At 31.9% G+C, this 21,669-nt stretch carries 21 protein-coding genes; 16 read left to right on the forward strand and 5 right to left on the reverse strand.

From position 1 onward, the window contains the following. Window positions 1–27 precede the first annotated feature (27 nt). The 4 genes from CELLY_RS10930 to CELLY_RS10945 are packed head-to-tail and all read left to right on the forward strand — an operon-like array spanning window position 28 to window position 4,551. Window positions 28–939 (forward strand): dimethylarginine dimethylaminohydrolase family protein, encoded by a 912-nt coding sequence (locus tag CELLY_RS10930; protein ID WP_013621742.1) that lies wholly within the window; start codon window positions 28–30, stop codon window positions 937–939. A gap of 16 nt (window positions 940–955) precedes the next feature. Continuing rightward, a complete protein-coding gene (gene ctlX / locus CELLY_RS10935; RefSeq protein WP_013621743.1) occupies window positions 956–1,888 on the forward strand; it encodes a citrulline utilization hydrolase CtlX in 933 nt (310 codons plus the stop codon). A 59-nt stretch (window positions 1,889–1,947) separates the two neighbouring features. Beyond that, window positions 1,948–3,720, forward strand: coding sequence for an arginine--tRNA ligase (gene argS / locus CELLY_RS10940; protein WP_013621744.1), 1,773 nt, complete (start codon window positions 1,948–1,950; stop codon window positions 3,718–3,720). 18 nt (window positions 3,721–3,738) lie between these two features. Further along, complete coding sequence (locus CELLY_RS10945) at window positions 3,739–4,551, forward strand: zinc-dependent peptidase (protein WP_013621745.1); 813 nt, start codon at window positions 3,739–3,741, stop codon at window positions 4,549–4,551. On the opposite strand, the gene CELLY_RS10950 is transcribed toward CELLY_RS10945, so the two are convergent. From CELLY_RS10950 to CELLY_RS10960, 3 genes are all read right to left on the reverse strand, one after another. Then, the gene (locus CELLY_RS10950) at window positions 4,548–7,082 is read right to left on the reverse strand and encodes a TonB-dependent receptor (RefSeq protein WP_013621746.1); all 2,535 of its coding nucleotides are present in this window, start codon (window positions 7,080–7,082) and stop codon (window positions 4,548–4,550) included. The two genes, CELLY_RS10945 and CELLY_RS10950, sit on opposite strands and share 4 nt — an antisense overlap. Continuing rightward, window positions 7,069–7,977, reverse strand: coding sequence for a FecR family protein (locus CELLY_RS10955; RefSeq protein WP_013621747.1), 909 nt, complete (start codon window positions 7,975–7,977; stop codon window positions 7,069–7,071). Before CELLY_RS10955 ends, CELLY_RS10950 begins: the two co-directional genes overlap by 14 nt. A gap of 94 nt (window positions 7,978–8,071) precedes the next feature. After that, complete coding sequence (locus CELLY_RS10960) at window positions 8,072–8,584, reverse strand: RNA polymerase sigma factor (protein WP_013621748.1); 513 nt, start codon at window positions 8,582–8,584, stop codon at window positions 8,072–8,074. Window positions 8,585–8,698: 114 nt separating this feature from the next. On the opposite strand from CELLY_RS10960, the gene CELLY_RS10965 reads away from it, so the two are divergent. The 7 genes from CELLY_RS10965 to CELLY_RS10995 all read left to right on the forward strand — a co-directional run bounded on the left by CELLY_RS10965 (window position 8,699) and on the right by CELLY_RS10995 (window position 16,178). Then, entirely contained in the window at window positions 8,699–10,417 is a 1,719-nt protein-coding gene (locus CELLY_RS10965; protein ID WP_013621749.1) for a hypothetical protein, read from the forward strand. Window positions 10,418–10,551: 134 nt separating this feature from the next. Next, window positions 10,552–11,892: a signal recognition particle protein gene (gene ffh / locus CELLY_RS10970; protein WP_013621750.1), complete on the forward strand. Its 1,341-nt coding sequence runs from the start codon at window positions 10,552–10,554 to the stop codon at window positions 11,890–11,892. Between the two features lie 49 nt (window positions 11,893–11,941). Next, window positions 11,942–12,829, forward strand: coding sequence for a bifunctional 5,10-methylenetetrahydrofolate dehydrogenase/5,10-methenyltetrahydrofolate cyclohydrolase (locus tag CELLY_RS10975; protein WP_013621751.1), 888 nt, complete (start codon window positions 11,942–11,944; stop codon window positions 12,827–12,829). 152 nt (window positions 12,830–12,981) lie between these two features. Then, on the forward strand, window positions 12,982–13,956 hold the full coding sequence (locus CELLY_RS10980) for a sulfurtransferase (RefSeq protein ID WP_013621752.1): 975 nt from the start codon (window positions 12,982–12,984) through the stop codon (window positions 13,954–13,956). A 3-nt stretch (window positions 13,957–13,959) separates the two neighbouring features. Then, a complete protein-coding gene (locus CELLY_RS10985; protein WP_013621753.1) occupies window positions 13,960–14,685 on the forward strand; it encodes a helix-turn-helix transcriptional regulator in 726 nt (241 codons plus the stop codon). Between the two features lie 42 nt (window positions 14,686–14,727). Then, on the forward strand, window positions 14,728–15,189 hold the full coding sequence (locus tag CELLY_RS10990; RefSeq protein WP_013621754.1) for a GyrI-like domain-containing protein: 462 nt from the start codon (window positions 14,728–14,730) through the stop codon (window positions 15,187–15,189). A gap of 131 nt (window positions 15,190–15,320) precedes the next feature. Continuing rightward, window positions 15,321–16,178, forward strand: coding sequence for an alpha/beta hydrolase (locus tag CELLY_RS10995; RefSeq protein WP_013621755.1), 858 nt, complete (start codon window positions 15,321–15,323; stop codon window positions 16,176–16,178). 63 nt (window positions 16,179–16,241) lie between these two features. On the opposite strand, the gene CELLY_RS11000 is transcribed toward CELLY_RS10995, so the two are convergent. Next, on the reverse strand, window positions 16,242–16,889 hold the full coding sequence (locus tag CELLY_RS11000; RefSeq protein WP_013621756.1) for a 7-carboxy-7-deazaguanine synthase QueE: 648 nt from the start codon (window positions 16,887–16,889) through the stop codon (window positions 16,242–16,244). A 169-nt stretch (window positions 16,890–17,058) separates the two neighbouring features. Here CELLY_RS11000 and CELLY_RS11005 point away from each other — a divergent pair, with 169 nt between their 5' ends. Genes CELLY_RS11005 through CELLY_RS11025 form a run of 5 tightly spaced genes read left to right on the forward strand, consistent with a single transcriptional unit; the run spans window position 17,059 to window position 20,836 of the window. Further along, entirely contained in the window at window positions 17,059–18,567 is a 1,509-nt protein-coding gene (locus tag CELLY_RS11005) for a helicase HerA-like domain-containing protein (protein WP_013621757.1), read from the forward strand. Between the two features lie 37 nt (window positions 18,568–18,604). Continuing rightward, the gene (locus CELLY_RS11010) at window positions 18,605–19,150 is read left to right on the forward strand and encodes a hypothetical protein (protein ID WP_013621758.1); all 546 of its coding nucleotides are present in this window, start codon (window positions 18,605–18,607) and stop codon (window positions 19,148–19,150) included. A gap of 1 nt (window position 19,151) precedes the next feature. Then, entirely contained in the window at window positions 19,152–19,520 is a 369-nt protein-coding gene (locus CELLY_RS11015) for a cupin domain-containing protein (RefSeq protein ID WP_013621759.1), read from the forward strand. Window positions 19,521–19,550: 30 nt separating this feature from the next. Then, the gene (locus CELLY_RS11020; RefSeq protein WP_013621760.1) at window positions 19,551–20,393 is read left to right on the forward strand and encodes an alpha/beta fold hydrolase; all 843 of its coding nucleotides are present in this window, start codon (window positions 19,551–19,553) and stop codon (window positions 20,391–20,393) included. 14 nt (window positions 20,394–20,407) lie between these two features. Beyond that, window positions 20,408–20,836 (forward strand): VOC family protein, encoded by a 429-nt coding sequence (locus CELLY_RS11025; protein WP_013621761.1) that lies wholly within the window; start codon window positions 20,408–20,410, stop codon window positions 20,834–20,836. A gap of 15 nt (window positions 20,837–20,851) precedes the next feature. On the opposite strand, the gene CELLY_RS11030 is transcribed toward CELLY_RS11025, so the two are convergent. Next, window positions 20,852–21,658: a hypothetical protein gene (locus tag CELLY_RS11030; RefSeq protein WP_013621762.1), complete on the reverse strand. Its 807-nt coding sequence runs from the start codon at window positions 21,656–21,658 to the stop codon at window positions 20,852–20,854. Between the last annotated feature and the right edge of the window lie 11 nt (window positions 21,659–21,669).

Raw genomic sequence — 21,669 nt, forward strand, 5'->3', positions numbered from 1 at the left:
GTTTCATATTTGCATAAAAATTAGTTTATGCGTCAAATAAATGTGAAAAACGAAACTTCTAGGTTAAAAACTGTTGTATTAGGTACAGCACAAAGTTGCGGGCCAACTCCAACAGCAGAGGAAGCTTATGATCCTAAGTCTTTAGAGCATATTTTAGCAGGTACATATCCAAAGGAAGAAGATATGATAGCAGAAATGAATGCTTTTGAGGCTGTTCTTAAAAAATACAATGTAGAAGTATTAAGGCCTAAACTACTTAAAGATTGTAACCAGATTTTTTCTAGAGATATTGCTTTTGTTATAGACGATGTTTTTTTTAGAGCCAATATATTACCAGACAGGGAAGAGGAGTATTTGGCTATACAACACATTGTAGATCAAATTAACCCAGAAAAGGTTGTAGAGCTTCCAGAGGAAGCACATATAGAAGGTGGTGATGTTATGCCATGGAACAATCATATTTTTATTGGTACTTATACAGCAGAAAATTACTCGCACCACATAACTGCCAGAACAAATAAGTTAGCAGTAGAACAGATTACTAAACTTTTTCCTAATAAAACAGTGAAATCTTTTGAGTTGCGCAAATCTACAAACGCAAAAGAAAATGCATTGCATTTAGATTGTTGTTTTCAACCATTAGGAAAAAATAAAGCAATACTTCATAAAAACGGTTTTTTAGTAGAAGAAGAATACCAATGGTTAGTTAACTTTTTTGGAAAAGAAAATATTTTTGAAATTACTAGTGATGAAATGTATCAAATGTTTAGTAATGTATTTTCTATATCAGAGGAAGTAATTGTATCAGAAAAAAACTTTACAAGATTAAATAATTGGTTAAGAGAGCAAGGATTTACGGTTGAAGAAATTCCGTATGCAGAAATATCTAAACAAGAAGGGTTATTGCGTTGCAGTACTTTACCACTTTTAAGAGAATAATATAAATAATAGTGCTATGCAGGTTACAAATACAATTTTAATGATTAGACCAGTTGGTTTTCGTAAAAACGAACAAACAGCTGTAAATAATTATTTTCAAGAAGATCTTGACATTAAAAATGCAGAAATAAATGCAAAAGCTCAAGAAGAGTTTGATGCTTTTGTGAATGCTTTACAGGCAAAAGGAGTAAATGTTGTTGTTGTAAATGATACAAAGCAACCAGATACACCAGATTCTATTTTCCCTAACAATTGGATATCTTTTCATAGCAACGGTACTGTTGGTTTGTATCCTATGTTTGCAGAAAACAGAAGAAATGAACGTAGAGAAGATATTTTAGATATTTTAGAAGAAAAGGGATTTAATATAGACCACACTATAGATTACACTAGTGCAGAGGAAGAAAAGTTATATTTAGAAGGCACAGGTAGTATTTTATTAGATAGGGTAAATAAAAAAGCATACTGTGCTTTATCTGTAAGAGCAGATGAAGATTTATTTATAGAGTTTTGTGAAGATTTTGAGTATACACCAGTTGTTTTTACTGCAAACCAAACAGTAAATGGTAAACGCTTGCCTATTTACCATACCAATGTAATGATGTGCCTGGCAGAAGATTTTTCTGTAATTTGTTTAGATACTATAGACGATAAAAAAGAGCGTAAAAATGTAGTTAAACATTTAAAAGAAGATGGTAAAGAGGTAATTGCTATTACAGAAAAACAAATGCATTCCTTTGCAGGTAATATGCTTCAGGTTTTAGGTAAAGACAATAAACGTTATTTGGTAATGAGCTCTGCAGCATATAATAGCTTAACAAAAGCTCAAATTTCTATCATAGAAAAAACATCAGAAATTATACACAGTTCTTTAGAAACTATAGAAACTTGTGGTGGTGGTAGCGCAAGATGTATGATGGCAGAAGTATTTTTACCAAAAACAAACTAAAATCTATCTTTAAAAAAAAGATAAAAGCCGTAATTTTACAGGCTTAAATACAATTTATAATGAATATCCAAGAAGTGTTAACGCAAAAGGTAAAAGAAGCAGTTTTAGCTATTTATAAAATAGAGCTGCCAACAGTAGAATTTCAGCCAACAAGAAAAGATTTTGAAGGCGATATAACTGTGGTTGTTTTTCCTATTTTGCGCTTTGTTAAAGGTAACCCTGCACAAATTGGAGAGCAAATAGGTGTGTATTTAAAAGATAATGTAGCCGAAGTAGAAAATTTTAATGTTGTTAAAGGTTTTTTAAATATTGTAATTAGCGATGCTTTTTATGTAAACTTTTTTAATGGTATTAAAAACACAGAAAATTATGGGTTTGTAACAGAATCTGAAGATGCTGTTATGGTAGAGTACTCTTCTCCTAATACTAATAAACCACTACATTTAGGACATATTAGAAACAATTTATTAGGTTACTCTGTTGCAGAGATTTTAAAAGCATCTGGTAAAAAAGTATATAAAACTCAAATTATTAACGATCGTGGTATACATATTTGTAAAAGTATGTTAGCCTGGAAACTTTTTGGTAACGGAGAAACTCCAGAAAGTACAGGTATTAAAGGCGATAAATTAGTTGGTAATTACTACGTTAGGTTTGATAAAGAGTATAAAGCACAAATAGCAGAATTAGTAGCTAAAGGTACAGATGCTAAAGAGGCAGAAAAACAAGCACCTATTTTATTAGAAGCACAAGAAATGCTACGTAAATGGGAAGCAGGTGATAAAGAAGTTGTTGCCTTGTGGAAAACAATGAACCAATGGGTTTATAATGGCTTTGAGGTAACGTATAAAAATTTAGGTGTAGATTTTGATACCTATTATTACGAGAGTGATACCTACCTTTTAGGAAAAGATATTGTAGATGAAGGTTTAGAAAAAGGTGTTTTTTACAGAAAAGAAGATGGTAGTGTTTGGATAGATTTGTCTGATGAAGGTTTAGATGAAAAAATTGTATTACGTGCCGATGGTACTGCGGTTTATATGACCCAAGATATAGGTACAGCCATACAACGTACAAAAGATTATCCAGATGTAAATGGTATGGTTTATACTGTTGGTAATGAGCAAGATTACCATTTTAACGTGCTATTTTTAATACTTAAAAAATTAGGTTTTTCATGGGCAGAACAATTGTACCATTTAAGTTATGGTATGGTAGATTTACCTAGCGGAAAAATGAAGAGCAGAGAAGGCACTGTTGTAGATGCAGATGATTTAATGAAAGATATGACAGCTACAGCAGCTAGTATTTCTGAAGAATTAGGTAAATTAGACGGGTATACAGATAAAGAAAAAGAAGAGCTTTATAGAATAATTGGTTTGGGAGCTTTAAAATATTACATACTAAAAGTAGACCCTAAAAAACGTATTTTATTTAACCCTGAAGAATCTGTGGAGTTCCAAGGTAACACAGGGCCGTTTATACAATATACATATGCCAGAATACAGTCTATCTTAAGAAAATCAGATTTTGATTATACGGCTTCTGTAACTACTAATGATTTACATGAAAAAGAAAAGGAGCTTTTAAAGCAAATACAAGTTTTTCCTTCTGTGGTACAAAATGCAGCTCAAAACTATAGTCCTGCTTTAGTAGCAAATTATACGTACGACTTGGTTAAGGAGTTTAACTCTTTTTACCAAAATGTGCCAATTTTGCCAGAAGAAGACTTGCAAAAGAAAATATTTAGAGTACAATTGTCTAAAAAAGTAGGAGAAGTAATTAAGTCTGCGTTTACTTTATTAGGCATAGAGGTTCCAAACCGCATGTAATTTTTATAAACAAATTTAATGGGTGATGATTTAGGGGTTAGTATTTTTGGTATTACTGCTTTACTAGCAATTTTAGGCTACTTTATTTATATTCTTTACTATATAGCAGATTTATACTTTTTTACTCCTTCTAAAGAGAATGTTAAGCTATCTGCAGCAGATGAACATTTAATAATTAAAAATTTACCTGCGTATTCTTTGTTGTCTTCTAAGCACAAACAAAAGTTTAAAAACAGAGTATCTAGATTTAGAGCTAATAAAACATTTATATTTTCAGAACAAAGTTCTAAGGATGAAGAAATAAAGCTGCTATTGTCTGCAACGGCAGCTTTTTTAATGTTAGGTTTTAAAGATTATAGAATATCTACAATAAAAAAAATACTTATTTACCCTTCTGCATACTTTTCTACAATTACAAAACAAAATCATTTAGGAGAGTATAATCCGCAATTAAAAACATTGGTTTTTTCTGCCGAACACGTATTAAGTGGTTTTGAAAATGCTACAGATAATCTAAATTTAGGAGTGCATGAGTTTGCACACGCATTAGCTTTTCACTTTAAAAAAGATTTAAAATACACAGCTGTTAAGTTTAGAAACGGATTAGCAAAAATGGAAAAATTGCTGCATGATAAGGAATTTTTAAAACGAGTAGAAAGTACTCAGTATTTTAGACCTTATGCAACTACAAATATTCATGAATTTTTTGCTGTTGCCTTGGAAAATTACGTAGAGACTCCATCAGATTTTGTAGCCACTTTTCCGGAGTTGTATAAAATAATTACGCGTATGCTTAACTTTGAAGAGTTTAGTTTTCATAACAAACTTTAAAAATTTATTCTAAAACTTGCATTTGGTGTTATACCTAATGATACACTTTCTACAGTTTCAATTTCGTTGTCATTAGTAACTCTGTAATATCTATTTAATATATTTTCTTTGTTTAATATGTTTAGTATAGATGTGCCCAATGTGGCTTTATATTTTTTGCTTATTTTAAAGTTGTAGAGTGCAGATATGTCTGCTCTAACATAATTTGGCAATCTACTACTGTTTGGATCTTTGTAATTTATTTTTGCAGGAAAACTAAATAAATCTAACGCATTATTGCCTTCTTCTGGTTCTGTATAGGGTTTTCCAGAGTTGTAATTTACGCCAACACCAATTTTAAAATTTTTGTAATTGTAATTTGCGGCAAAAGTAATAGTGTGTCTAATGTCTAAATTATTAGGAAATGTATTTGGTGTAATATCTTTAAAAACATAATTGTTTAAGTTGTATGTGTAGCTTAACCAGGTACTATAATTATTGTTTTTTTTGTTAATTAAAAACTCAATGCCTTTAATGTTGTATTTTCCTATTTCGCCATTAAATTGATCTTGGTTTTGGAACCCCTGTGTAAGTGTACTTATTCCTTTTACATTTTTATAAAAGCCTTCAATACCAATATAAATGCTATTTTTTTCATAATTAAACCCAACAGATAATTGTTTACTTGTGGTTATAGGTAACTCATCTTCATCAGCTAAAATCCACCTTCTTTTCTCTACACCTAAAAAGTTTTGTTCTAAATCTATAATTTGGTTGGTGGTCTGACTTTTAAATTCTCCTAACAGAGATGCGTTAAAATTTGTGGCAACATTGTAGTTTATGTTTAAACGAGGTTCTACTATCCAACGTTTAAAAGTATTAATATTTTCAATGTAATTTACACGAGCCCCAGCTCTTGCTTTTAGCTTAATAGTTTGGTAGTCAATTTCAGAAAAAATAGAGTGAGCTCTAATTACACCTTTTATGTTTTTTTTATAAGGAGGTTGTGTTACATTGGTAAAATTAATAATACCTGTTTCTATAAGTTGATAGCCATTTATTAGCTTTATATTATCTGTTAGCTGGTATTTAGTATTTACTTTTAACCCGTTTTCTAAAACCTTATTAGTTTGCTGTAATTGTTGCTCTTGATTGTTTGCTACTTCATTAGCATTTAAATTGTAAGAGGTGCGGTAGGCATTTATTTTGGTTGAAAATTTATTGGTCCACTTACTTTCTAAGCTACCACCAAAAGAGGTGTTTTTTTGATCTAAATTGCTAAAGTTACTTTCGTTATTTGCGTTAGTCTCTTCATAATTTAAAACGTTGTTCATATAAATAAAGCTAAAGCGCAATTTATGTTTGTTAGTGATATCATATAGGGCCTTTGCTGTAAAATCATAAAAATAGAAATCTTCTCTTCTTGTAATTTCTGTATCTCGGTCATTATTTTCTATATCACTGTCTTGAAAAGTCTTATCAAAATACCTGTTGTAGGTTGGCGAGTTTAAAAAATCTGTTATAGATCTTCTGGCAGAAAACTGTAAAGCTCCTTTGTTAGTAATAGGTACTTGTGTGTATGCGTCTGCACTAATCATGTTAAAACCTGCGCCAAAAAAAGAATCGTTTACATTGTTGTTGGTTCGCATATCTATAACACTACTAATACCGTCTCCATATTGCGGACTGGTGCCGTTTTTAGTTATTGTTACGCTATTGGTTAGGTAAGGGTTAAAAGCAGATATTAACCCAAAAAAATGCCCAGACTGGTACATTTTTATGTCTTCCCAAAGCACAAGGTTTTGGTCGTTAGTACCACCACGCACATTAATATCAGATACAGTTTCATTGCTACTTTTAATTCCGGGTAATGCTTGTACTGTTTGTAGTACATCTGGCTCTATAAGTCCAGGTAATATTCCAAAATCTGAAGTATTTAAAATTACACTACCGTCTTTAGATTTACGTAAACCAGTAGTTAAAAACTTAGAAATTACTACCTCTTTTAATTGTACATAATGTTGTTTAAGTAAAAAGGTATTTACTGGTTTATTTTTATTAAGTTCTGTAGCATTAAAATGCATAGTCTTGTACCCAATAAAACGTACTTTAATTATAGCATCTTTGGGTATATTGTTTAATGTAAAGTACCCGGTAGAGTCTGTAACTGTAGCAATATTTTGTTCTAAAACTTCTATGGTAGCACCATTTATAGTGTTTTGCTCAAAATTATCTAAAAATTTTGCGTGTATACTTATGGTATTCTCTTTAGAAAAAGCATAATACCGTTGACTTAATTTAGTTAAGGTTAAGGAAGTTTTTTTAGCTATATAATTTAAAATACTTTCTAAGTTATTATCTGTGCTTGGTGTAATAGTTAATGTATCTGTGTCTTTATTAGCAAAAGATATTCTAATATTAAATTGCTCCTCTAACTGTTGTAAGTAAGTTGTTAAAGGTAGCGTACTACTGCTTTCTTGCGCATTAGCTACACAACTAATGGCAAAAAAAAAGCAATAAAAAATAACTTTTAAATACTTATTTTTCAGCATAAAACAACACCTTATTCTCCTCTAATGTATAACTAATTTTAGAAGGTATACTAATACTCTTTAACGCAAGATCTAAATCCTTGTTGTTAAAAGAGCCTGTATAAAGTTGTTTTGTGTTTACGTTTTTTGTGGTTACAGTTAAATTAAATTGTCTTTGTAATTCATTAAAAACAAACTCTAACGGTATGCTTTTAAAAGTGCTTTCATTTAAAGTCCAAGACGGTACCAGTGTTTTTACGTGACTAAGCGGTGCAACATTACCGTTAATAACCATAAAAGATGTGCCACCAGGAACCTTGTAGTCTTTACCATTGTAGTTTACATTTACAAGCCCCTCATAGCAAGTAACCTCAAAAAAGTTTGCTCTAGTTTCTACATTAAATTGCGTGCCCAAAACACTAATTACACCTTGGTTTGTAGTTACTGTAAATTTTTCTCCTTTTGCAACTTTAAAAAAAGCTTCGCCTTCTAAAGATACATCTCTTTTTTGGTCCCACTTATTTTTATTGTACGCAATTTTAGACTCTGCGTTTAGTATAACTTCAGAGTTATCAGGTAAAATAAGTTCGTTATTTTGTGCATAATCTGTACTAACTGTTTGTTCTAAAGTTGTAGTATAAAAATAACCTAAGCCAAATAGTAGTATAACAGCAGCGGCAATACTAATGTATTTTTTAAACGGGTTTAATTTAATAACCTTGGTTTGTTTATTTGTATTGCGTTTTTTATTAATAGCCTGTAAAGCCTTTTCTTGGTCAAATTCTGGTGCCTTTAGCTTACTAGAAGCTGTAATAATTTTTTGGTAAGATGCGTATTCTTCGGTTTTTTTAAACTGAATAATTTCTTCTTCTGTTAACTCGTTATTTAGCCATTTGGCTAGGTAATTCTCTTGCATAACTTTTGCTTTACGTAGGTATAACAATCAATAAGTAAAAAACCCTACTTTATATTTTATTTTTTATCAATCTATATAATTTGGCATCAATGTATTAAATGCCATCTATGTGTTCTCTAAGAGATTTTAGTGCTAAATGCATTCTTTTTTCTATTGCTTTTACACTTACACCTTCTAACTCTGCAATTTCTGCATATTTCTTTTTATCTATTCTATTAAGTAAAAAAGTAGTACGCTGGTTTTCTGGTAAATTTGCCAGTGCTCTGTCTAATTTTTCTTGAAACTGTTTTTCTTCAAGCAAAAACTCTGGTGTTTCATTAGACACATCTGTGTTTAAGTGTGCATATTTTAAGCGTACTTTATCTGCCTTAATCATATTTAAATATAAATTATTGGCAATAGTATAAACATAAGATTTTGCTTTTGTGGGTACAACTTTAGCACAATTTTCCCATAGTTTTACAAAAGCCTCTTGTACGGCGTCATATGCTTTTTCTTCGTTACCAAACTTATAATATATATAGTTAAACACCGTTTTAGAGTTGGTGGTAAAGAGGTGGTTATATACTTTCTCTTCGCAAACATTGTTGTGGTTGTCTATGTTCAAAACTTGTTTTTTTATTTTTCCAAAGGTATTTTAAAAAAATGATATTTTTTTGGTAGGGTATTTTTTAACTGAGTTGTTATAGAGCTATAAAAACAAAAAATAAACCAAATTATTATGAAAAACTTTTTTGCAAAATTTATGTTTGCTGCCCTACTTACAGCAACATTTAGTTTAACTTCTTGTCAAGAAGAGTTTGAAGAATTACCAGATAACAATGATGGTAAATCAATAGAAGCTACTTCTGCCACAGCTACTTTAATTAAAGGAACATCTTCTAAAGATGGCTCTTATGACAATATAGTTGATGGCGCTAGTTGTTTTGCCATACAGTTTCCTTACAATGTTACTGTAAATGGGTTAGATATTACTATAGATTCTGTAGCAGATTTAAAATTAATAGAAGAAATATTAGATGAAATAGATTCTGATGATTACAACTTACAAATAATTTATCCAATTAAAATTACACTATCAAACTACACAGAAATTACTATTAATAGTAGAGAAGAATTAGTTGCCCAAGCTAAAGAGTGTATAGAAGGTGGTGAAGATGATGATATTGAGTGCATAGACTTTGTTTACCCAATAGATTTATTCAGTTTTAATACAAACCTTGAAATTACAAATACTACTACGGTAGAGAGTGATAGGCAAATGAGATTGTTTTTTGCAGGCTTAGGGGCTAATGATATTGTTGGAATAGATTTTCCTATTACTTTAGAAAAGTATGACGGGACTAAAGTTGATGTAAACAACAATGCAGAATTAGCTGTTGTGTTAGAAAATGCAAAAGATATGTGTGATGAGGATGATGATAATGATTACAATGACGATGATTTTACTAAAGAAAGGTTAGATGCATTTTTAGTAGACTGTCCTATGATTTTACAAGAAATTTTTAGAGACAGCCAAGAACAAACAGAACAGTACTTAGAGTTTATTGTAGACTTTAAAGAAAACGGAACTGTAATAACTAAAGATAATGATGGCAATTATATTGAAGGAGCTTGGTCTACTAATATAGGAGTTAACAGTAAAAGAGTAGAATTAAAATTAGAGTTTGAAACTCTTGTAGATTTTAATTTAGAATGGTTTGTTTATGAGTTAAACAATGATAAAATTAAACTTTTTGCCAATGGCGGAAGTGATAGAATTATATTAAAAAAATATTGTGAGTTATCTGGGAACAATCCAAATGATAACTTAAGTGATATATTAGGAGAATGTAAATGGGAGTTTACAGTTCCTAGCAGTTCTAGTATTGGAGTTTACAATGTTAAATTTTTAGAAAACGGAACGGTTAAGTTTGTAGATGAAAACGGAAGTGTTTTTACTATAGATACTTTTACAACTTGGGCTTTAGAAGGTAATATCATTATTTTTTATAATGCCAATCAAGAATTGATTGCTGAAAAATGGAAAATAAGATCATATACAGAAACTCAAATGTATGTAGATATCTACAATGAAGATGAGGTAATGTATCAAAATGTATTGCAAAGAAATTGTGAGGATGGTGCTGCTTGTAGTGATGCAGATATAAATGAAGCTTTACTAGGACAGTGTAAATTTAAAATCACAAACTTAGATGGTACTTTTTTTGAAGAATTATATATAGATTTTTCTAACAATAATATTCACGCTTATGATGCTAACAATACAATAGCAGATGAAGGTAATTGGTCTTTGCAAAGTGGTACTTTACAATTTAATAGTTTAAGTATGACTTTAGCAAACTACATAGGAGAGTGGAATGTAATAGAATGTGGTACAGATACTTTTAAATTAGAAAGAGGAGAAGAAATTATTGTCTTAACCAAAGCATGTGACTAAATATTAGCACATCATAATTATGCAAAAGGACAACTTTTTACAAGTTGTCCTTTTTTTGTGCCATATTTTTTGCCTTAAACCATACACTTCCCAATGTAATTATTAAATTTGCATTTCCAGAAAAAAGTAGACTTATGTTCAATAATTTAAGTGAAAAGTTAGATAAAGCGTTCCACGTCTTGAAAGGACACGGACAAATAACAGAAATTAATGTTGCAGAAACTTTAAAAGAAGTTCGTAGAGCTTTATTAGACGCCGATGTTAACTTTAAAATAGCAAAAGAATTTACCAATAGAGTAAAAGAAAAAGCACTAGGTCAAAACGTACTTACAACCTTACAGCCTGGCCAGTTAATGGTTAAGTTGGTTAAGGATGAGCTTACCGAGCTTATGGGTGGTGACGCAGAAGGTATAAACCTATCTGGTACACCATCAGTAATATTAATGTCTGGTTTGCAAGGGTCTGGTAAAACAACCTTTTCTGGTAAACTTGCTAATTACCTAAAAACTAAAAAAACTAAAAAACCTTTATTGGTTGCTTGTGATGTTTATCGTCCTGCGGCTATAGATCAGTTACACGTTGTTGGTGACCAAATAGGAGTAGAGGTTTTCTCAGACCGTGGTAATACAAATCCGGTAGCAATTGCAGAAGCTGGTATAGCACACGCAAAAGCAAACGGACATAATGTTGTTATTATAGATACAGCTGGTCGTTTAGCTGTAGATGAGGAAATGATGACAGAGATTGCCAATGTACATAAAGCAATAAACCCTCAAGAAACATTATTTGTTGTAGATTCTATGACAGGGCAAGATGCTGTAAACACAGCAAAAGCCTTTAATGATGTGTTAAATTTTGATGGTGTTATACTTACAAAATTAGATGGTGATACTCGTGGTGGTGCAGCCATATCTATTAAATCTGTAGTAACTAAGCCAATTAAATTTATTGGTACTGGTGAAAAAATGGACGCAATAGATGTTTTTCACCCTTCTCGTATGGCAGAACGTATCCTAGGTATGGGAGATGTTGTGTCTTTAGTAGAGCGTGCACAAGAACAGTTTGATGAGGCTGAGGCACGAAAAATACAGAAGAAAATTGCAAAAAATAAATTTGGGTTCGATGATTTCTTAAAGCAAATTCAGCAAATTAAGAAAATGGGTAGCCTAAAAGATTTAATGGGAATGATACCTGGTGCTGGTAAAGCATTAAAAGGTATGGATATAGATGATGATGCTTTTAAACACGTAGAAGCTATTATACATTCTATGACGCCTGTAGAACGTGAAACTCCTAATTTACTTAACGCAAGCCGTAAAAGAAGAATAGCTAAAGGTAGTGGTAGATCTGTACAAGAAGTAAACCAATTACTTAAACAATTTGACCAGATGAGCAAAATGATGAAGATGATGCAAGGCGGTGGCGGTAAAAAAATGATGCAAATGATGGGTGGTATGAAAGGTATGCGCCCATAATTAATAAAAATTAGTTTCAATATAAAACCATCAAACTAACAACCTAATAATGGAATTACTAGACGGAAAAAAAGTATCAAACCAAATTAAAGAAGAAATTACCGTTGAGGTAACCAAAATGAGAGAGCGTGGAGAAAAAGTTCCACACTTGGCAGCAATTATAGTTGGTAATGATGGGGCAAGCTTAACGTATGTAGGTAGTAAAGTACGCTCTTGTGAGCGTGTTGGTTTTGAGTCTACTTTAGTACAAATGCCTAGTACTACTAGTGAAATAGAATTGCTACGTAAAATTGAAGAACTGAATCAAGATGATGAAATAGATGGTTTTATTGTACAATTGCCATTGCCACCACAAATAGACACGCAAAAGGTGCTTTTAGCGGTAGATCCAGATAAAGATGTAGATGGTTTTCATCCAACCAACTTTGGTAAAATGGCTTTGGATATGAGTACGTTTATACCAGCAACGCCATTTGGTATTTTAGAGTTGTTAGAGCGTTATAAAGTAGATACTAAAGGTAAACATACCGTTGTTATTGGTCGTAGTCATATTGTTGGTAGGCCAATGAGTATTTTAATGGGACGTAAAGGTTGGCCAGGGAACTCTACAGTTACCTTAACACACAGTGCTACAAAAAATATTACACAAATTATTTCTCAGGCAGATATTGTTATTTCTGCGTTAGGAGTTCCTAATTTCTTAAAGGCAGAAATGGTAAAAGATGATGCTGTAGTTATAGATGTTGGTATTACTCGTGTAGCAGATGATACAAAACCAAAAGGTTACTATATTACTGGTGATGTAGATTTTGAAAATGTAAGTAAAAAAGCATCTTTTATAACACCTGTTCCAGGTGGTGTAGGACCAATGACAATTGCTATGTTGTTAAAGAATACTTTATTAGCAAGAGAGCGTCATAGAAATGCTAATAGATAAAAATAGTAGCTATTTTTAAAGCTAAATAAACAAAAATTTTTAGTAATAATACTAAACCATTGCATATTGTGCAATGGTTTTTTTTATGTTAATAAGTTAGCTTCAAACCTACCATTTAAATAGGTAATTTTAATCCGCATAAATATAAAATAATGAAAACACCCCTTATCTCGGCTAAAGAGCTGCAAGCCTTATTGGTAGAAGAAAATAACATTATAATTTTAGACGCTAGTCCTGCTACAAACGTATCTGGTTTAAGTACTAACCTAGAAGATTTGCAGATAAAAGGAGCTCGTAAGTTTAATATAAAAGCTAATTTTAGTGACGCTTCTAGTAATTTTCCAAATACTATACCTAGCGCTAAACAGTTTCAAGAAGAGGCACGTAAATTAGGAATAAATAAAAATAGTAAAATTGTGGTGTATGATAATTTAGGTATTTATACCTCACCACGAGTTTGGTGGTTATTTAACACCTTTGGTCATAATAATGTTACAGTTTTAGATGGTGGTTTGCCAGAGTGGGTAGCGCAAGATTTACCAACAGAACAGGCTGCTAAAAAAAGAATTCCTTTAGGTAACTTTATTGCACACCAAAAAGAGTTTGCAGTTGTAAATTTTTCAATGGTTAAAGAAAATACAGAGAGCAATACCGCTTTAGTTGTAGATGCACGCTCTGCAGGCAGGTTTAATGGTACGGAGCCAGAACCTAGAGAAGATTTAGCTAGTGGTAGCATACCAGGCTCTATTAATCTTCCGTTTACAGATGTTTTAGAGGATGGTAAATTTAAATCTAAAGAAGAATTAGAGGTTATTTTAGAGCCAATTTTAGCAGAAGATAAACCATTAGTTTTTAGTTGTGGTTCTGGTTTAACAGCTTGTGTTATTTTGTTAGCAAGTAAATTGGTAGATGACACTAAAGATACATCTGTTTATGATGGCTCTTGGACAGAGTGGGTACAATTGTATGAAGAAGAATTAGAAGAAGAAGTAGAATTAGATGATGATGTAAGTTTAGATGAGGTTAATGAAACCAAACCTGCTGCTGAAGAAGAAATTGTACAAGAGAGTATTAGTGATAATGAAGACTTTAATGCGGAAGAGTTAGATAAGGAGGAGGAAGAGTAATAAATGGAAAAAGGAAAACCCAGATTGGTGAGGCTAACAGCAATAGTTACGCAGTTACAAAGCAAAAGAATTGTGACAGCTACAGAGCTGGCAGCAAAGTATAAGGTTAGTATAAGAACTATTTATAGAGACATACGTACTTTAGAGCAATCTGGAATTCCTATTTATACAGAAGAAGGCAAGGGATATTCTTTGGTAGATGGTTATAAGTTACCGCCTGTAATGTTTACAGAAGAAGAAGCAAATGCTTTAATAACTGCTGAGCAAATTGTAAATAAAAATAAAGACATTTCTTTTATAGAAAAGTATAGCAGTGCGGTAGAAAAAATAAAATCGGTTTTAAAATATTCTCAAAGAGATAAATCGTCCTTACTTACAGAGCGTTTAGATATTAGAACAAATTTAGAAAAGCACGTAACAAGTAGCCATTTAATGCAGTTGCAAATAGCATTAACCAACTATAAATTACTTCAAATAAGTTATTTGTCGCTTCAGAATGTAAAAACTAAAAGAACAATAGAGCCTTTTGCACTTATACATAATAATGACAATTGGGTACTAATAGCCTTTTGTAGGTTACGTAAAGATTTTAGAGCATTTAGGGTAGACTGTATTCAGCAATTAGTGATGTTATCTACTTCTTTTGATCCTCATAAATTAACACTGCAAGAATATTTTGATATGGCTCGTAAAAAATGGGAAAACACCCCTGACACTCCTATGACATAGAGCTGGTTTATTTTTGATGAAAATCAATAAAAAATAAGAATTATGAAAACTGAAACTCTAGAGTCTTTTTATGTAATAGGTATTAAAGTGCGTACTACAAATGAAAACGAGCAAGCAGCAAAAGACATTGTTGCATTATGGAACACTTTTATGTCTGAGCAAATTTTAGATAAAATTCCCAATAAAATAAGTTCCGAAATTTTTTCAATTTATACCAATTATGAGAGCGATTACACAAAGCCTTATGACACTATTTTAGGATGTAAAGTTTCTAGTATAGATGAGGTTCCAAATGGTATGGTAGCACATACTATTAAGGCATCAACCTATAAAAAAAGTATAGCAAAGGGAGACTTATCTAAAAACGTAGTGTATAACAAATGGTTAGAAATTTGGAATTCAAAAGTAGATCGTTTGTATACATCAGACTTTGAAATTTATGGTGAAGCAGCAAGTAACCCAGAAAATGCTGAGGTTCCCATTTTTATAGCTATTAAAGAGTAGTTTTAATATTGAAGTAGTTAGGTTACAGTGGTAACTTAACCAATATATTAAAAGGTTTAAAGAGAATGTAGTCCTGTTTTGGACTACATTTTTTATATTTAAGGACACTAGCCTATAAAGTTTTTTGCCCCATGAAAAAATTAATACCTACTATTTGCTTTTGTTTGTTGTTTAGTTTTGCAGTAAAATCACAAACAGGTAAGGTTTTTGATAACCTAAAACTTACAAGTAAAATTCTAAAAAGCGAACGTAGCTTTTCAATTTACCTACCGCCAGATTACGAGTCATCTAAAAGAGATTATCCTGTATTGTATTTGCTTCATGGTGCTGGTGATGACCACACGGGTTGGGTGCAGTTTGGAGAAGTTTTACATATTACAGACAAAGCTATTAAGGCAGGCAAAGCAACACCAATGATTATTGTAATGCCAGATGCCAATACTGGCAAACGCGGGTATTTTAATACTGAAGATTGGAGGTATGAAGATTTCTTTTTTGAAGAGTTAATGCCATATGTAGAAAAAAAATACCGAATTAGAGGAGAAAAACGCTATCGTGCAATTTCTGGACTCTCTATGGGTGGTGGAGGTACATTTATGTATGCTTTACATAAACCAGAGTTATTTTCTTCTGCTTGTCCGCTTAGTGCCTCTGTGGGTATGTTGCCAAAAGACACCGTGAAAATTAAAGATTTTGCAGAGAGCGAAAAAAAATCTGTAGCAGAAATGAGAAAGTATTTTAAAAGACATTCTGCCATTTCTTTGTTAGATTCTATTCCGGTAGAAGATATTAAATCTGTACGTTGGTATATAGACTGTGGAGATGATGATTTTTTATTTGAAGGAAATAGTTTGGTACATATTTCTATGATGAAAAAGAAAATACCACACGAGTACAGAGTTCGTGATGGTGCGCATAATTGGACGTATTGGAGAGAGTCTCTACCAGAAGTTTTAAAATTTGTATCGGCAGCTTTTCATCAGCATTAGCTAAGCATACAAAAGGTATAAAATTAAAACAAGCTAGTATAAATTTATACTAGCTTGTTTTTTTTATGGTATGTTTAAATATTTGTGTGTTTGTAAGGATACTTTCCATTGCGGGTTTTTCATTACAAAATCTACAATTAACGGAGTCATTTTATCTTTAACACTCCATTCTGGTTGTAAATATAAAATACAATCTTTATTTACTTTAGCCGCTTGTTCTTCGGCAAATTTAAAATCGTTTTTATTATAAATTATCATTTTTAACTCATCTGCTTTATCATAAATAATACCTTGTGGTAATTTATTTTTTTTAGGAGATAAGCAAATCCAGTCCCAAATACCAGTTAAGGTATATGCTCCAGAAGTTTCTATATGTGTTTGTAAATTTTTAGCCTTTAAAGCTTCAGTAAGTGGTGCCATATTCCACGTTAATGGCTCGCCGCCTGTAACTACAATAGTGTTAGAGTATTTTGCTGCGTTATTTACAATGGCATCAATAGTTGTTGGTGGGTGCGTAGCCGCATTCCAACTTTCTTTTACATCACACCAATGGCAACCAACATCGCAGCCACCTACACGTATAAAATACGCAGCAGTTCCTTTATGGAAACCTTCTCCTTGTATGGTATAAAATTCTTCCATTAACGGAAGCATTTCTCCTTTGTCTACCAATGCTAATACCTCATTTTTAACCATTATGCAAAGATACATTTTTTGTGTTTCACTATCTAACTTTACGTAAAAGATAGCATAGAGTTATAGGGTAACATCAAAAAAAATAACATTTATAGCGTCTGTAACTTAATGTTTATTGTGTTTACTGTAAAACTTCTCTTTTTAGTTGTTTAAATTTAAGCTATTTTTATCAAAATTTTAAGAAATGAGCACCAAGGAAAAGTTTTTAGCAGATATAGAAAAAGGATACGCTACAAAAGGAGACTTTATAACTATGGGCGCTGGTATTGTAGACGGTGAAACCGTTACAAATGCGTTTGTAAAAGTACCTTTAAAAACACTTAATCGTCACGGTTTAATTGCAGGTGCTACAGGTACAGGCAAAACAAAAACATTACAGGTATTGGCAGAAAACTTGTCAGACAAAGGTGTGCCAGTTATGTTAATGGATTTAAAAGGAGATTTAAGTGGTATAGCACAACCAAGTGCAGGACATCCTAAAATAGATGAACGCCATGCTAAAATAGGTTTGCCATTTAACGCTAAAAGTTTTCCTGTAGAAATTTTATCGTTGTCTGAGCAAGATGGTGTAAAGTTAAGAGCTACAGTATCTGAATTTGGTCCGGTGTTGCTTTCTAGAATTTTAGACTTAACAGTAACGCAAGAAGGTATTGTTGCAGTTATTTTTAAGTATTGTGATGATAATAAATTGCCACTTTTAGACCTTAAAGATTTTAAAAAAGTACTACAGTACGCTACAGAAGAGGGTAAGGCAGAGTTTAAAGAAAGCTATGGAAGAATTTCTTCTGCTTCTACAGGTTCAATTCTTAGAAAAATAATAGAGTTAGAACAGCAAGGAGCCGATTTATTTTTTGGTGAAAAATCTTTTGAGGTAGATGATTTAACTAGGATTGATGAAAACGGTAGAGGGTACATTAATATTTTAAGATTAACAGATATACAAGATAGGCCAAAGTTGTTTTCAACTTTTATGCTAAGTCTATTGGCTGAAATTTATGATACTTTTCCTGAACAAGGAGATAGTGATAAACCAGAACTAGTATTGTTTATAGATGAGGCTCACTTAATTTTTGATGAAGCATCTAAAGCATTATTAAACCAGATAGAAAGTATAGTAAAATTAATACGTTCTAAAGGTATTGGTGTATATTTTGTAACACAAAACCCTGCAGATGTACCAGAAGATGTTTTGGCACAACTAGGGTTAAAAGTGCAACACGCATTACGTGCATTTACAGCAAAAGATAGAAAAGCTATTAAGTTAGCTGCGCAAAATTACCCAGATAGTGAGTATTACAATACAGAAGATGTATTAACATCTTTAGGTATAGGAGAAGCTTTAATATCTGCTTTAGATGAAAAAGGAAGGCCAACACCATTAGCAGCTACAATGTTGCGTGCACCTATGAGCCGTATGGACGTTTTAACTGCAAAAGAGTTAAAAGAAGTTATAGACTCATCTTCTCTAGTTAAAAAATACAATGATAGTATAGATAGAGAAAGTGCTTATGAAATGCTAAATGATAAAATTGAAAAGGCAGAGCAAATAGCAGCAAAAGAAAAAGAAAAACCAGCAGCAAAACGTACTAGTAGTCGTTCTAGAAGTACAAGGCAAAACCCTATTGTAAAAGTGTTAACCAGCGCTACTTTTATAAGAGGTATGTTAGGTGTGCTTAAAAAAGTGTTACGCTAAATAAAAAATAAACCTACTTACTAACTACATATTTTAAATGAAAAAAATTACAATTACCTGCTTAGTTGCAGTAGCAATTTTAGCAGCTAAATGCGGAAAAGGTACAGATTCAGAATTTTTAATAACTACAACTAGTTTTGGAAAGTTAAGTAAAAATAATTCTGCTAATGATATAGAAACAATTTACGCATCAGACTCTATTGTAAAAGATAATGCAATACAATTAAGTGCAAGTATGCGCAAAGAGCATATTTACGAAAAAGGAGGTAAACCATTATTTACAGTAAGTATTAGTAACGATACTATTATAGACAATATTAGAGTTTTAGACCCGCGTTACACTACAGAAAAAGGGGTTAATTTACTTAGTACTTTTAAAGATATTAAGGATAATTACACCATAAGAAAAGTATTAACCTCTATGAATAATGTTGTACTTTTTATAAAAGATAGTGATGTGTATTTTACTATTGATAAAAAAGAGCTGCCAGAGAACTTACGCTACAGTAATAATACCAATATTGAAGCAATACAGATACCAGACGCTGCTAAAATAAAATACTTAATGATAGATTGGGAATAGTATGAAAAAGAAGTATACCATACAAACAGAGCCTTTTGTTGTGCCTACTACAGATGGTAAATTAATAGAAGAACATTTTGGCGGAGCAACTAATAAACAGCAAGATATGAGTATTGCTCATATGGTAGCACCACCAGGTTGGTCAGAGCCTTTTCAGACTCCTGAGTTTACAGAGTATACTTATATTATTAAGGGAAAAAAACAATTTACTATAGCTGGTGAACTCGTTGTTTTAGAACAAGGACAATCTATACGTATAGAGAAAAATACACGCGTACAATACGCAAACCCTTTTGATGCTCCTTGTGAGTATATTTCTATATGTACCCCAGCTTTTTCTATAGATACGGTACATAGAGAAGAAGATTAACCCCTATTTATACTAGCCTACACCTTTTTTATGAAAAAAATGCTAAGTAAAATTATACCTATAGCTTATGGTGCATATTTTAATGTGCTTTCTGTATTCTCTACAAAGACTGCAGCTAAAAAAGCATTTTATCTTTTTTGTACGCCAAGAAAAGGTAAGGTATTACCACACCAAAAAGAGTTTTTAAACAACGCAAAAAAAGAAGTGGTAACTACCGCAAATATAGATTTGCAAGTATACCAATGGCCTGGAGAAAAAGAAACAATTTTGCTGTTACACGGTTGGGAAAGTAATGTGTTTAGATGGCGAAATTTGATAGGTTACCTAACTAAAGGAAATTACAATATTATTGCTTTTGATGCACCAGCACATGGTAACTCTACAGGTACTGTTTTGCACGTGCCAATTTATACAGAAGTAGCGCAAGCATTAATAACCAAATACCAGCCAAAACATATTATAGGCCACAGTGTAGGAGGTATGACTACCTTGTACAATAATTACAAATACAACAATACTTTTGTAGAAAAACTTGTAATATTAGGAGCTCCGTCTGAGTTTTATACCATACTAAAAAATTACAAGGCAATGTTAAAGTTTAATAATGCTGTTTTTAACAGTTTAAAAGAATTTATATTTGAAAAGTTTAATTTTTTGCCAGAGGATTTTTCTATTTCAGAGTACGCAAAGCAGAACACTAAAAAAGGGTTACTAGTACATGATAGGTTAGATTTAATAGCTCCTTGTTCAGACTCTGAATTAGTGCATAAAAATTGGACTACTAGTACATTACTGGTAACAGAAGGTTATGGCCACTCATTACACCAAGATGAAGTTAGTAATGCTGTCCTGTCATTTTTAAAAGAAGCCTAAATAAAATAGATATTATGAAATACCCAATAGCACCTTTTCACATAGCAATACCTGTACATAATTTAGAGGAATGTAGAACTTTTTACAGAGATGTTTTAGAGTGTCCAGAAGGAAGAAGTAGTGACCATTGGGTAGATTTTAATTTGTTTGGTCACCAATTGGTAATACACTACAAGCCAAAAACAGAAACAGAAGAATTGCATACTAATGCTGTAGATGGTAAAAATGTACCTGTACCACATTATGGTGTAGTATTACCTTGGGAAACTTTTGAGAATTTTTCTAAAGACTTAAAAGCAAAAGGAGTAACTTTTGTAATAGAGCCTTATGTAAGGTTTAAAGGAGAAACCGGAGAACAAGCAACTATGTTTTTTTATGATCCTGCTGGTAATGCGCTAGAGTTTAAAGCTTTTAAAGATTTAAATCAATTATTTGCAAAATAGTAAATGCTAAAGTAATTACCTGCCGCCGTTAGCTTTTAAATCTGCTAAGCATTCTGCATCTAGTGTAGGTAGTCCGTTTTTACTAGCAATAAGCATTTTTTTCATACCAGCACCAAACTCTAGTTTTGCGTTCATTAAACAATCTTCTACATTGCAGTGGTTACTACCCACAGTTTCACCATCATCGTTTGTAGTTTCGCCTTCATGCGGGTGTACCATTTCTGTACCAAGGTTAACTAAACCCATTAAGTGGCCAAGCTCATGTTGGAGTGTTGCAGTTTCTACAGATGTTTCTGATACTAAAGCACTTTTAGCGGCTAAATCTTTAATTGTAGATTCGTAAATAACCATAGATGTGTTACGGTATACAGCGCCTAAAGTAACAGAGTTTGTTTCTTTATCATCATTATTAGACGGTGCATCTGCAAAGTAAATGTAAATAGCTAAAGTATCATCTGTATTATAAACAGTTCTATTATCTGTTTCTAGCTTTGCTATTTCCTCTATAGTTAAGTCTTCTTCATTAGGAGAAGAAACTTGCTTGTAAGTAGTTGTAATTTCGTTTTTAAAGGTAATGTCATTAATAAAATCTGTAAAATTAGCCAAAGATGCATCATTTGGCCTAAAACCTTCAACGTACACAATTTCTAATGCTAATTTACTGTAGGTATTGTTAGATAATATTTCATTTGCAGAATCTCCAGAGCCTTGCAGATTAGATGTTTTATTTGTTCCTTCTTTTTGTTCTGAGGTACTGTCATCTGTACTAGAACAGCTAACAACTAACAAAACAGCAAATAGTAAAGCGCTAAAATTCTTCATATATATCTTTT

This window comes from Cellulophaga lytica DSM 7489 (genome assembly GCF_000190595.1).
Taxonomy (GTDB): domain Bacteria; phylum Bacteroidota; class Bacteroidia; order Flavobacteriales; family Flavobacteriaceae; genus Cellulophaga; species Cellulophaga lytica.